General features: G+C 37.7%; 14 protein-coding genes. 8 read left to right on the forward strand and 6 right to left on the reverse strand.

Going from position 1 to position 13,191, the window contains the following annotated elements; all coding sequences use genetic code 11:
- Nucleotides 1-71 precede the first annotated feature (71 nt).
- Together EUBHAL_RS01440 and EUBHAL_RS01445 are read left to right on the forward strand one after the other, a co-directional pair.
- The gene (locus EUBHAL_RS01440; RefSeq protein WP_005343950.1) at nt 72-824 is read left to right on the forward strand and encodes an exodeoxyribonuclease III; all 753 of its coding nucleotides are present in this window, start codon (nt 72-74) and stop codon (nt 822-824) included.
- A 125-nt stretch (nt 825-949) separates the two neighbouring features.
- Complete coding sequence (locus EUBHAL_RS01445; protein WP_005343952.1) at nt 950-1,498, forward strand: cysteine hydrolase family protein; 549 nt, start codon at nt 950-952, stop codon at nt 1,496-1,498.
- Nucleotides 1,499-1,595: 97 nt separating this feature from the next.
- Here the strand turns inward: EUBHAL_RS01445 and EUBHAL_RS01450 are convergent, their stop codons facing one another.
- Both EUBHAL_RS01450 and EUBHAL_RS01455 read right to left on the reverse strand, forming a co-directional pair.
- Nucleotides 1,596-2,660, reverse strand: a complete 1,065-nt coding sequence (locus EUBHAL_RS01450; protein ID WP_044921410.1) for an undecaprenyldiphospho-muramoylpentapeptide beta-N-acetylglucosaminyltransferase — start codon at nt 2,658-2,660, stop codon at nt 1,596-1,598.
- Between the two features lie 54 nt (nt 2,661-2,714).
- Nucleotides 2,715-2,966, reverse strand: a complete 252-nt coding sequence (locus EUBHAL_RS01455) for a TIGR03905 family TSCPD domain-containing protein (protein ID WP_005343960.1) — start codon at nt 2,964-2,966, stop codon at nt 2,715-2,717.
- Between the two features lie 349 nt (nt 2,967-3,315).
- On the opposite strand from EUBHAL_RS01455, the gene EUBHAL_RS01460 reads away from it, so the two are divergent.
- The gene (locus EUBHAL_RS01460) at nt 3,316-4,020 is read left to right on the forward strand and encodes a 5'-methylthioadenosine/adenosylhomocysteine nucleosidase (RefSeq protein WP_022169692.1); all 705 of its coding nucleotides are present in this window, start codon (nt 3,316-3,318) and stop codon (nt 4,018-4,020) included.
- A 404-nt stretch (nt 4,021-4,424) separates the two neighbouring features.
- Nucleotides 4,425-5,096, forward strand: coding sequence for a hypothetical protein (locus EUBHAL_RS01465; protein ID WP_005343963.1), 672 nt, complete (start codon nt 4,425-4,427; stop codon nt 5,094-5,096).
- A gap of 209 nt (nt 5,097-5,305) precedes the next feature.
- Here EUBHAL_RS01465 and EUBHAL_RS01470 read toward each other — a convergent pair whose 3' ends face one another.
- From EUBHAL_RS01470 to EUBHAL_RS01480, 3 genes are all read right to left on the reverse strand, one after another.
- Complete coding sequence (locus EUBHAL_RS01470) at nt 5,306-6,217, reverse strand: polysaccharide deacetylase family protein (RefSeq protein WP_242648721.1); 912 nt, start codon at nt 6,215-6,217, stop codon at nt 5,306-5,308.
- A 66-nt stretch (nt 6,218-6,283) separates the two neighbouring features.
- A complete protein-coding gene (locus EUBHAL_RS01475) occupies nt 6,284-6,856 on the reverse strand; it encodes a manganese efflux pump MntP (RefSeq protein ID WP_005343973.1) in 573 nt (190 codons plus the stop codon).
- A 363-nt stretch (nt 6,857-7,219) separates the two neighbouring features.
- Nucleotides 7,220-7,486: a hypothetical protein gene (locus EUBHAL_RS01480; protein WP_005343975.1), complete on the reverse strand. Its 267-nt coding sequence runs from the start codon at nt 7,484-7,486 to the stop codon at nt 7,220-7,222.
- A 263-nt stretch (nt 7,487-7,749) separates the two neighbouring features.
- Here EUBHAL_RS01480 and EUBHAL_RS16635 point away from each other — a divergent pair, with 263 nt between their 5' ends.
- Entirely contained in the window at nt 7,750-7,872 is a 123-nt protein-coding gene (locus EUBHAL_RS16635; protein ID WP_334290872.1) for a DUF6783 domain-containing protein, read from the forward strand.
- A gap of 148 nt (nt 7,873-8,020) precedes the next feature.
- Nucleotides 8,021-9,103, forward strand: a complete 1,083-nt coding sequence (gene serC / locus EUBHAL_RS01485) for a 3-phosphoserine/phosphohydroxythreonine transaminase (RefSeq protein ID WP_022169690.1) — start codon at nt 8,021-8,023, stop codon at nt 9,101-9,103.
- 16 nt (nt 9,104-9,119) lie between these two features.
- Here the strand turns inward: serC and yyaC are convergent, their stop codons facing one another.
- On the reverse strand, nt 9,120-9,683 hold the full coding sequence (gene yyaC / locus EUBHAL_RS01490; RefSeq protein WP_005343977.1) for a spore protease YyaC: 564 nt from the start codon (nt 9,681-9,683) through the stop codon (nt 9,120-9,122).
- Nucleotides 9,684-10,201: 518 nt separating this feature from the next.
- On the opposite strand from yyaC, the gene EUBHAL_RS14605 reads away from it, so the two are divergent.
- Nucleotides 10,202-11,419 (forward strand): LysM peptidoglycan-binding domain-containing protein, encoded by a 1,218-nt coding sequence (locus EUBHAL_RS14605; protein WP_005343979.1) that lies wholly within the window; start codon nt 10,202-10,204, stop codon nt 11,417-11,419.
- A gap of 112 nt (nt 11,420-11,531) precedes the next feature.
- The gene (locus tag EUBHAL_RS01500; RefSeq protein ID WP_005343980.1) at nt 11,532-12,743 is read left to right on the forward strand and encodes a DUF5711 family protein; all 1,212 of its coding nucleotides are present in this window, start codon (nt 11,532-11,534) and stop codon (nt 12,741-12,743) included.
- The last annotated feature ends 448 nt before the right edge of the window (nt 12,744-13,191 follow it).

The following is a 13,191-nucleotide window of genomic DNA, read 5'->3' on the forward strand; positions in this document are numbered from 1 at the left end:
GAAAACTAAACTTGCCGAGGTGGGGGAGGATGTCACAATTAAGACAAGAGAAATAAGGAAAGGATTTATTTATGAAATTAATATCTTGGAACGTAAATGGACTTCGTGCCTGCGTAAAAAAAGGATTTGAAGACTTTTTCAAAGAGGCGGATGCAGACATTTTCTGTGTACAGGAAACAAAGCTTCAAGAAGGGCAGATTGACTTTGCACCAGAAGGGTATGAATGTTACTGGAACTATGCAGAGAAAAAAGGTTACTCTGGCACAGCCGTATTTACGAAGAAACACCCATTAAAAGTGTGGAATGGAATTGGAATGGAAGAACATGATCAGGAAGGCAGAGTTATCACATTAGAATTTGAAGATTTCTTCTTTGTAACTGTATACACACCAAATTCTCAGTCGGAATTGAAGCGTTTAGACTATCGCATGAAATGGGAAGATGATTTCAGAGAATATTTACAGGAACTTGATAAAGAAAAACCAGTCATTATGACGGGTGACCTTAATGTGGCACATGAAGAAATTGACCTTAAAAATCCAAAAACAAATAAAAAGAATGCCGGATTTACACAGGAAGAGAGGAATAAATTTACAGAACTCTTAGGTGCGGGATTTGTTGATAGTTTCCGTTATCTTAACCCAGAACTTGCAGGAGCTTATACATGGTGGTCTTATCGCTTCAAAGCAAGAGAAAAAGATGCTGGATGGCGTATTGATTACTTTGTAGTATCCGAACGATGGAAAGAAAAGATAGAAGATGCCATTATATATAAGACGGTCATGGGTTCTGACCACTGTCCGATAGGATTGCAGATGAAATAATAATTTGCAGCAGGCAAGGTTGATGCTCACCCCCATGTGAGAAGATATCTTCTCGCATGGGGAGCTGTCTTTGGCTGGAGAGAGTTATTATTTAAATTGTTATAATGGACTGAAAGGAAAAGATTATGGAAAAGATATTAATAATAGTAGATATGCAAAAAGACTTCGTGGATGGTTCTCTTGGGACAAAAGAAGCACAGGCGATTGTTCCAGCGGTGAAAGAGAAAATTGAGAATTTTAATGGAGATATTATCTTTACAAAGGATACACATGGGGAAGATTATATGAATACACAGGAAGGGCAGAATCTTCCGATTCCTCATTGTATTAAAGGAACACCAGGGCATGAGATTATAAATGAACTTCAGCCATATGTAAAAAAAGCACTTGCTGTTTTTGAAAAGGAAACGTTTGGTTCTCGTAAGCTGGCGAATTTCTTAAAAGAACTTCATAAAGAAAAAGAGATAGAGTCTATAGAACTTATTGGATTATGCACAGATATTTGCGTTGTGTCTAATGCATTACTTATAAAAGCATTTTTGCCGGAAGTACCGATTTTGGCAGATAGTAACTGTTGTGCGGGAGTAACACCGGAGAAGCATGAAAGTGCGTTGGAAACAATGAGGTCTTGCCAAATTCTGGTTTGTGAGGCTGCAAAGCAGACGAACTCCTGAAGCTAAATAAAGCATATTTGTGACTTTAGTCGCAGCGGTTTGGATGTTCGCTTAAAGCGCTCGCATCCAAACCTTGCTCCGAGGCCACAAATATGCTTTATTTAGAATATTTTGTGATTAAATCCATTATGATAGGAATCGCTCTATTAAGCTTACTTTCTTTCAATGTTTGGATATATTCCTCACGTTCATCATAAACATACTGTACAGCCTTCAACAAAGTATTGCTTGTAAGCTCCTCTTCCTGCAGTACATAGCTATAGCCAGATTTTTCGAAAGAAGCAGCATTTAAAAGCTGATCTCCACGGCTCTGGGAAGCTGGAAGTGGAATAAGGATGTTTGGTTTCTTGAGGGCGAGGAGTTCGCAGATTGCGTTAGCTCCGGCTCTTGAAATGATTAAGTCTGTTGCTGCAAATAAATGAGTTAATTCTTTCTTTGCGTATTCAAACTGTTTATAACCATTTTTTCCATCAAGGGAAGTGTCATAATGACCACGTCCACATAAATGGATAATCTGGAACTGCTTTAACAGTTCATCTAAGTTCTCTCGGATGGCGTTGTTAATAGCAACAGCACCAAGACTTCCGCCCATTACGAGAAGAACTGGTTTGGAATCATCGAATCCACAAAGACGAAGACCCTCTTCCTTTTTGCCGGAGAAAAGTTCCTGACGAATTGGGGAACCAGTTAAAACAGCCTTATTTTCTGGAAGGTGCTTCAATGTCTCCGGAAAGTTACAGCAGACCTTTGTTGCTGCTGGAATACAGATCTTATTAGCGAGACCTGGTGTAAGATCAGATTCATGAATAATAACTGGTACACGTCTTCTCTTTGCTGCAAGAACAACGGGAACGGATACAAAGCCGCCCTTGGAGAATACAATGTCTGGTTTTAACTTCCGAATCATGTGGGAAGCTTCAAGATAACCCTTCATAACTTTAAATGGATCAGAAAAGTTCTTAGGGTCAAAGTAACGGCGAAGCTTACCAGAGGAAATTCCGTGATAAGGAATACCCATTTCTTCAATCAATCTCTTTTCAATACCGTTATAAGAACCAATGTATTGAATATCATATCCGGCTTCTTTTAAGCTTGGAACCAGTGCCATATTTGGCGTAACATGACCGGCTGTTCCACCGCCGGTTAAAACGATTCGTTTCATACTTTTAAAACCCTCCTGAGGTAAGTGTGTGAACATCCTTATAGTAAATATAGATTATGCCTGCTGTTCTTTATATGCTATAAGGGCAAGTGCAAGCTGGTCAGGACAGGAAGTACCTCTGCCGCCACAGTCAATACCCTTTATCGTATTGATTACTTCATCAATATTACGTCCCTTAGCAAGGGCTGCAACGCCCTGAGTATTACCCATGCATCCGCCAATAAAACGGACTTCTTTAATAATATCATTTTCTACATCAAACTGAATTTCACGAGAACAAACTCCCTTTGTTTTATAACTGTACATCGATTTTCCTCCGCTATGTAAAAATACTTTTCCAAAATTGTAATGACAGTATATCACCTTTTTATCTAAAAAAATAGAGAAAAAATGCCTAATTTGAGGGGCCTGATAAAACGGACAAACGGACAAAATGCAAAAAACACGCTCTAGAGCAAACTCTTAATGCGATTGAGCATTAAGAGTGTAGTGATACGAAGCATTTTTGTATAATAATCCTGCTTCGGTTTCGTCTCCCCTTTGACAAATTCCTAATGACGTGAGGGGGTCATCTGTGTTATAATGAGTCTACTTGTTTTGATGACAGTTAAAAATAGAACATTAAGTATTAGAATAGTACATGGAGGAAGAAGATATGGTTTGTATTGGTGTAATTGGAGCAATGGAAGAAGAAGTTGCTTCTCTCATTAACCAGATGGAAGATGCTGAGTCTAAGACTATGGCAGGCATGACTTTCAACAAGGGAAAGTTATGGAATCAGGATGCCGTTGTTGTTCAGAGTGGTATCGGTAAAGTAAACATGGCAATCTGTACACAGATTCTTGTAAATATTTACGGTGTAGATATGTTGATCAACACAGGTGTTGCAGGCGGTCTTTACAAAGATATTAATGTTGGTGACATTGTTATTTCCAGCGATGCACTGCAGCATGACTTTGATGTAACAGGTCTTGGCTATAAGAAGAGTGTTATTCCGGGAATGGAGACATCCGTATTTACAGCAGACACAGAATTAGTGGAGATGGCTAAGGAAGCATGTGAGATTGTCAATCCAGAGATTCAGTGTTTTGTTGGAAGAGTTGTAACAGGAGACCAGTTCATTTCTGATAATGGCACAAAGGCTGCTCTCGTAAAAGATTACGATGGATATTGTGCAGAGATGGAAGGTGCATCTATGGCACAGGTTGCAACACTCAATAAGATTCCATTTGTTATTATTCGTGCGATTTCAGATAAGGCGGATAACAGCGCACCAGTTGCATACGAGACTTTTGAGGAACAGGCTATTGTGCATACAGTGAAATTACTGGCTGCAATGTTTCTTAAGATGTCTAAATAGATGTCCAATTAAGTCATTTTCATAAAGAAGTATTCGAATCCCTTTTCCTTTTGACGGAGAAGGGATTTTTTTTACGAACGAATCCCCCTTTTCAAATGGATTTTCATTTCGTATAATTGGGTCACAATCCAGACAGAGCAAAATAATTTCGCATGGCAGAAACAGAATGTGGGTGAGTCATGGCAGACAAGATACCCGATTCGCAGATGCTTCCGGCTGGGGCCCATGCCGAGAAGAAATCCGTACATAAATCTGACCGGAAAAAAGAGTCTGCGCTGGACTGTATTACCTGATAATATTAAACTTCTCGCGGTTAAAATAATTAAGAAGGCGAGATTCATGGTAATTTATTATAGCTAAAATTATGAATGTGAAAATGTTTGAAATACCTGGGAGGGAAGAAAATGTTTGATTTTATTCTTGGTAATACCGTTTTTACAAAAGCAATTATAGCCTGTTGTTTTATTGGAATACTGAGCTGGTCGGTGTTGACGATCTCATACAGAAGCATGATACGTGCAACGTCGAGGATAGGGCAGACAAAGAAAAAGTGGCTTGTTTCTCTGAAAAAGAAGTACGAAGATTATCACGAAATGGATATCAAAGTGAATAACGTGGAAACATTTGTGGATAAATATTTCCGCAAGAAAAGAGTTTGTGGATTACCTTGTGGCTTTTGGAAAACACTGTATCGCCTCACAATAGCAGCATGTGCGATAACAGGAGCGGCAGGAGCGCTGGCTGTCTCACAGGAAGGAGGTGAACTGACCAGTGTAATTGTCACCTATCTGACCGGTGTAATCGCTGCATTTGGATTGATATTCCTTGATATTTTGCTTCGTGCAGATGCAAAAGAACATCGCATCATCATGAATATGAATGATTACCTGCAAAATGTATTAGAGAACAGCATAGCAGGACGTGAAGTAGATTTAGAAGATGGTACTTCAAGAGAGCAGCGCCGCCGCCTTCTTCGTTATGCCAGAGAGAACACGAAGAAGAAAGCGAAAGACGAGCCGGTATCTTTAGAAGAAAAGAAAGTGCTAGAGGATGTTTTGCAGGAGTTCTTTGCTTAAAAATTTTATGCACATAGTTCAAGAATGCCCCGGCATTCTTGCTGCGAGATGCACGTTATGCAATTCACATCTGATATAGTCAAATATATAGATGCAGATATATGTGTCGCATAGATATAATTGAATATAGCTATATGCTTTGCATAGATATAGTTGGATATATAGATATAAGGTCTGATCTGGAAATGGGAATTAGGATGAAAAATGAATCACCCCTTCTTCAGATCGGACAAAGAGTGGAATGTATACCCCTCTTTCTCAAGGTTTGTGAGAACCGTATCTAAAGCTTCAGCGTTTGATTTAGATATATTATGTATCAGTGGAATGGCGCCGGGATGGATGTATTTTTCAAAATGATTGATAACGTAATCACTTCCCGGCTGATTATCAACATCATAATCAAGATAAGCCATACTCCAAAAGACAGTGGTATAGCCGATATCCTTTGTAATCTGAAGGGTGCGTTCGCTGTATTCTCCTTTCGGCGGCCGGAAAAAACGATCCATTTCGTATCCGGTCGCTTCTTTCATGTAATTTGCATTATCTGTAATTTCTTCACGAACTTTTCTCGAATCCGTTTCTGGCATACAAACATGATGGGAAGTATGATTCCCAACGATATGCCCTTCTTTTTTCATTCTTTTGACCAGTTCAGGCTGATCCTCAATATAATGGCGGCACAGGAAGAAAGCCCCGGGTGCTTTATGCTTCTTTAACACATCAAGAATAGATGCGGTATAGCCGTTCTCATATCCACAGTCAAAAGTAAGAAAGACAGGTTTTTCATCACCCTTTAGATTTGTTTTTATATACCAGGCATCATAACGGGAAAGATCTACTTCCTCCTGTGCAGAAGGGGTCATATGATTTTCTTCTCGTTTAATCCACCATGCCATTTTTTTATTAGGAAGCGTATCGGGATTAATAGAAGAAACAGATTTATTTGGCTGCGTGGAAGCAGCAGCTTCCTTTTGGACGGATTCCATAGAGGAACGGGTGGAAGAAGACTGTTTTGAAGAAAAATTGTTTTGAGAATTTGGATTTTTATTATGGGCAAAAGGATGACAGCCACAAATTATGAAACAAGGAAAAATATAAAGAAAAAGAAGAAATTTTTTCATAAAAAGCTCCCGGAAAGAAAATCTTTTTATAATATATTTCTTCAAAAAATAAATATGAATATTTAATCAGCTGATAAATATTTCAATTCCGATGGCAATCAGGATGATTCCACCGAGAATCTGCGCTTTGTTGGATAATTTTGTTCCAAATTTTTTTCCGATAATTAATCCACCAATGCAGATAAAAAAGGTAACGATAGCAATGATCAGGGAAGCAGCAAGAGCCATGATCCAGTTATATTCTGCGATAGTAAAACCAACAGATAACGCATCGATAGAAGTGGCAATTCCCTGAACAAACAGTGCCCCTGGACTGACGGCAGATACTTCTTCTTCGCAGTCATTTTTTATACCTTCAATCAGCATTTTTCCGCCAATAAAAAGAAGAAGAATCAATGCAATCCATGGAATAAACTTTTCAAATACATGAAAAGACTCCGCGATCGTGTGTACGCAGAACCAGCCAATCAGAGGCATAAGTGCCTGAAATCCACCAAATACTCCGGCAATTGTGCATACACGCCCTTTGTTCATATGTGGTTCATTCAGACCGTTTGCCATGGAAACAGAAAAAGCATCCATTGCCAGGCCAATTCCAAGAAAAATGTTCGTAGTAAAAAATAGTAAGCTCCAAGTCATTAGAAATCCCTCCTGATTGTAATATGTACTCCACAAAAAAATTCTGAGAGTACATTAATCATAATAACGCAAAAAAATGAGCATAGCGATAAGCTATGCTCAGGTAATTATCATAAAAATATAAAAAGACCCCTGTATAGCTTATCACAGTTATACATGAGTCTCGCAATTTAAAACAAGCCAGGTGAATTACACCAGTATGTTGACTTGCTACGTTCCAACGTATAAAAGAACGCTCGCTACTCCCTCACGGAATAATGTCTGGGTGGAAGTATAGCATATAGGGGAGAAATTATCAATAACTTTTTCTCAACAAGTATAACAATATTTAGGAAATTACATTTACCAGTATTTGAAAATTTCTTAATCCTCCTCAATAACCTGAAAATCAAGATAATCAAAATCAATGTGTTCAATAAAGTTATCCTGATAAAAACGAGTCCTTGCATGACTAATAAACTCCCGTTTATTTTTATCAAGCCACATCGGTTTTTCAAGGTCAAACTCATAACAGGCACGTTCTAAACAATCATATACTTTGGCAGTACGGGACATGGACATATCATAGTTCTCCATAACTGTGTCTTTAAGCATATGATTTTTTTCAAAAAGTTTGCACCAGATTCTCATAAAAGCTCCCTTCTGATATATTTAATCGTAGATATTGTAAATCATGTATGTTCAGAATCTCAATAGTAGAACCGATTATACTGGTGTTAGAATCTTAATATAAACGGATTCAGTGGCAGATATTCTGAAACTACATATAATGTATATGTAGAAATCGGTATTTCTGAAAGTGTAACGAATTCAGAAGCATTTGTCAATTTTCTAATAAAGTAAGGGGCATTCTTGAATTTGCCTTTATTCAGTTGACGTAGTCCAAGTCCGCTATGCAGCCCCCCATTCAGGAAAAATCTCCCGCAAATTGTAACGAACATCTTACGGAAAGCATTTTTCAAATACGCTTCCAGGTAAAATATTCAAAAAAATTCGTGAAAGTAGTCAATTCGTGAAAGTTTATAAAGGAAAAATTGCAAAAAAGTGCCGATATTAAAAAAATACTGTTAACAATTCGTCAAAGTGTGTTATAATCCGTAAATATAACGCAGTAACGCGATAAACATTTATTTTTAATAAATAATGCAAGGAGGATATGCAAAAATGGGAAGAGTATATAATTTCTCAGCAGGACCGGCTGTATTGCCGGAAGAGGTATTAAAAGAAGCAGCAGATGAAATGTTGGATTATAAAGGCTGCGGAATGTCCGTTATGGAGATGAGCCACCGTTCCAAAGTATTTGATGACATTATCAAAGAAGCAGAACAGGACTTAAGAGATCTCATGAACATTCCTGACAACTATAAAGTTTTATTTTTACAGGGCGGAGCTTCACAGCAGTTCTCAGCAATTCCTATGAACCTTATGAAAAATGGTGTTGCAGATTACATCGTTACAGGTCAGTGGGCTAAGAAGGCATATCAGGAAGCAAGCCGTTACGGAAAAGCAGTAAAGATTGCATCTTCCGAAGATAAAACATTCTCTTACATTCCAGACTGCTCCGATCTTCCAATTGATGAAGACGCAGATTATGTTTACATTTGTGAGAACAACACAATTTACGGAACAAAATATAAAAAGTTACCTAACACAAAGGGTAAAACATTAGTTGCTGACGTATCCTCCTGTTTCTTGTCCGAACCACATGACGTAGAAAAATATGGCGTAATCTACGGTGGAGTACAGAAAAATGTAGGACCAGCTGGTGTTGTAATCGTAATCATCCGCGAAGACTTAATCCGCGATGACGTAATGGAAGGAACACCTACCATGCTTAAATACAAGACACAGGCAGACAAAGATTCCCTCTACAACACACCACCATGCTACGGCATTTACATTTGTGGTAAAGTATTCAAATGGCTGAAAAAACAGGGTGGACTTCAGGCAATGAAAGAATACAACGAAAAGAAAGCAAAAATTCTTTATGATTTCTTAGACGAAAGCGAAATGTTCAAAGGAACTGTAGTAAAAGAAGACCGTTCCCTCATGAATGTACCTTTCGTAACAGGCGATAAAGAATTAGACGCTAAATTTGTAGCAGAAGCAGAAGCAAACGGTTTTGTAAACCTTAAAGGACACAGAACAGTTGGTGGTATGCGTGCATCTATTTATAATGCAATGCCAATCGAAGGTGTTGAAAAATTAGTAGAATTCATGAAGAAATTCGAAGCAGAGAATAAATAGAATTTGCTGTAGGCGTCTACCTTGCCTGCGGCAAATCACTATTCAGTATCCCTTTGCAGATGTATTCGGCTAATTTATCCACCAGATAAAGGCTCGTATATGGAAGCAGAATTTCACTTGAAACAGAAGCCTCATTTATAATTCCAGTAATAGAAATATCGCCTACAGGGCACAAAGGCCGTGCAACTCCTTTCCCTGGGGAAAGGGGCTGGCGGGACAGGGAAACAAGACCAATATGATTCTTGGTTCCAACAGCGGCATCAATGGCAAGGGTACAAGCATCGGGATGGACTAAAGAAATTTCAGGGAGCTGTTCGGTCAGATTGCCGGCATGGAGAGGTTTTTCTAAAGTTCCATACAAAGGATAAGGAAATTTCCGTTGTTTTAATTTTGAGCCAACAAGAGGGCCGAGGCAGTCACCAGTTATTTTGTCTGTGCCGATGCAAAGTAGAACAAGATCTTCGAATTTTTTATTTAAATAAGTAATATGGTTATTAAGTGCAATGGAAAAAGGTATAGTAGAAGCGTTGTCAGGGGCAAAATACTGATAGCGCTTTTCTTTTTTTATGTTGAAATTCATGTTAAAATCCTCTCTTTGTTCTCAGAGTCTTTCTTGCACTTGCTTTTGTGGCTGATTTTCCGCCAGCCGCACCCAGATTTCATCAACGTACGCACCGCGTACGCCTCAAAAAATTTGGGCACAATTGACAAAAAATTTCTCACAAAATCAAGCACAAAAAGATTCCGAGAGTACATATTTTTCCTATTTTATGATCTTTATGGAGCAAAATATTTGTATTTATATACATCATCTTTTTGTATTCCTTTATAGAATTCCTGCCTTCTAATTGTTCTCTATATTTTAGAAGTAGACAAAGAGAAAGAAGTTTAAACAATATTTTATTTTACATAGAACATTTACTTGAAAAATGAAAGAAAAATGCGAAAGCATATGACAAGAACTGCCATAGACAAGAATTGGGAAATGCTATGATTGAGACAGCCTGAAAAGAAAATATAAAATAAATCAGGAAACTGCAGCTTTAAGCATAGGGCAAAGAGCGGAGTTAGAAATAGAACAGGGAAGGTGGGAGATTTATGGCAGAGGAAAGACAGGAAACGGGAAAGAAAAAAGGAAATGAAAAAGGAGAAGTATCAAGAAATCTTCCTAGAAATTACAGGCAGATTGGAGAGCCGGGAGCAAAGAAAATTTATGTGGAAGATTATGTGTATACATATTTAAATAAATTGGCGCAGCCAGAAAATCTTTATGCAAGAGGTGCTATTTTATTTGGGAAAATGTATAAAACTACGATAGGAAAGTGTATGTTCATAAGTGGAGCAGCGGCATGCCAGAATTTCGAACTGGATTTAGATGAGACGATTTTTTCAGAGGAAAACTGGGGAGAGATTTATAGAATAAGAGATTCCTTTTTTCCGGAGCTGGAGATTTGTGGATGGTTTTTGTCAAGAATGGGGTTTTCTGTTGATTTAAATGACAAAATTATACGAATTCACATGGATAACTTTAGCGGAGAAAATAAAGTGTTATATATGATTGATGCCCTTGAAAATGAGGATGCATTTTATCAATTTGAAAATTATTCCCTTAAAAAACAGCGAGGATATTACATTTATTATGAAACAAATCAGGAAATGAAAAATTATATGTTAGCAGAGGGTGAGATGGGGCGAATGCCGGAACGGGGAAGGCGTTCGGAAACAATAAAGAGGGATACTGCTGTTGTGAAAAATTATAAAAAGGCGCTAAGAAAAAAGAAAAGTTTGCGGCCGAAATCGGCATTTGCTAACCCAGCGTATGTTGCGGGCGGTCTTGTAGCAGCGATGGTTCTTATTTATGGAGTAAGGTCTGCGGTACAGTATCAGGGAAATCAGAAAATGCAGGAGGTATTTCAACAGCAGGAAATGACGGATGCGAAAAATGTGACAGGTGCACAGCAGGGAGAGGAGGAAACAGATACCGTGTCTAAGATAGAAACGACACAGAACAGTGAAAATGAAGTGGTTTCTGATGAAAAAGCGGGTTCTTCCGAAATATCAGAAGAAAGTAACAGTGAATCTGCCGTGCAGGATACCGAAGCAAGTGAAACGCAAACCACGGAAAAAACACAGCAAACCTGGGGGAGCATAGGAGGATACTATACCGTAAAAAGAGGAGATACATTAGCTGGAATTTCAAAGAAAATGTATCAGTCATATAACTATATAGAAATGATTGCAGAAGCGAATGGAATAGATAATGTAGATGAGATATATCCAGGTCAAATTTTAGAAATCCCTCAGATTGAAGATTAAAAAGGTTCATGCTATAATGAGCGGAGTGACATAAATGTCATATAATATGCATACGACATCTATGTCATATAGTATACATACGTCATAAAATATTTTATAGAAAGAGAAATGAATGGCAAAACAGATATATAATTACGAATTGTTTACAAATAAGAAAGATGAACTGGCAAAGATAAGAAAGAAAGCTGCAAGAAATCGAAGGATAAAGATATTGCTGCTGGCGTTGATCTTAGCGGGAACAGCGATAGTCGCTTATATTCTTTTTAATAGCAAATGCAACTATTATACATATAAAGATAAAGTTGATACAGAGGACAGCGGTGATGTATCTTACGAAAACTTTGATGAAGGATATCTGAAATATAGCAGCAACGGTATTGAATATCAAAAGCAGTTTGGAAGAGCAGAATGGAATATTGCATTATCCTATGAGCATCCATTTCTGGCGAAGTCAGATTCTTATGCAGTATTAGGAGATAAAGGCGAGAATACGCTTATATTACTCAATAAAAATGGAAAAGTGAGAGAATTCACATTGAAATATCCGTTGTTACAGGCAACCGTTTCTGAGCAGGGTATTATACAGATGATACTTGAAGGCTCTGACAGCAATTATGTACAAGTATATGGAAAAAACGGGAAGTTGATTGCGGACATGCGCTCATCTATAGAGGAAAAAGGTTATCCGATTACAGCAGCGATTTCTCCGAATGGAACACAGCTTGCGGTAAGCTATTATTCTATCAATGGAAATACTTCCAAAACATCTATTGCATTTTACGATCTCAGCAGACAGCTCCAATCGGATAGCATACCATTAAAAGGCGGATTTGATTATACAAATACGATTATTCCTAAAGTTAGCTTTATGGATGATAATACGGTAGCGGCATTCGGAAGCAAAGTAACATATTTTTATAATATAGAGGATTCTCCAAATGAGAAGAAAAAACTGGAGTTTGATCAGCAAATACAGAGTGTATTTGAAAATGAGGATTATGTAGGCTATATTATCAATAATTCTGCCAATCCGGAAAAAGGTAAGTATATTCTTCAGGTTTATAATAAAAAAGGTGCCAGAAAGTTAAATCATATCGTCGATATGAATTATGATTCCATATCTATGTGGGGTAAAGAAATCATTGCAGTACGAGGCAATGAATGTACAATATTTAATATAAAGGGAAATATTTTATTCCAGGGTGAACTAGAAGGCGATTCTATAGAAACAATTGTACCAGCAAAAGGCTGGAGAACTTATCATGTAGTATTTCGTGATAAAATAGTGAAAATGCAGCTTCAGTTCTGGAAAAACGGTAAATAGGATTTTCCGCAGGAAAGGGAGACGCTCTCTTTGGGCGCGTCTCCCTTTCCTGCGGAAAATTATTTTAAAAAAATGAAAAAAACCCTTGACGAGGATGCAACTCTATGATAAGATAGCATACATCGCACATGAGAGCACATTAATTTGAAAGAAAGATGAAAGAATTCTTTCAGAAAAATGAAAAAACTCTTGACAAAATAAAAGATGTGTGATACGATATAAAAGTTGCACGACTTAAAAGAACGAGATGCCTAACCTAATGAGTTGAGCGCAAAAAACTTTCAAAAAGAAGTTGAAAATTATTTAAAAAAGTTCTTGACAAACAAAAGTCGATGTGATAAAATATAAAAGCTTTCGCACGAAAGCAAAACCTTGATAACTGAATAACAAAACAACCTTGAACGTTAATTCGAATTTCATTCGGGTTTTCCTGAGAGTGATGTCTGCG

The sequence above is a fragment of the Anaerobutyricum hallii DSM 3353 genome, from assembly GCF_000173975.1.
Lineage (GTDB): Bacteria > Bacillota > Clostridia > Lachnospirales > Lachnospiraceae > Anaerobutyricum > Anaerobutyricum hallii.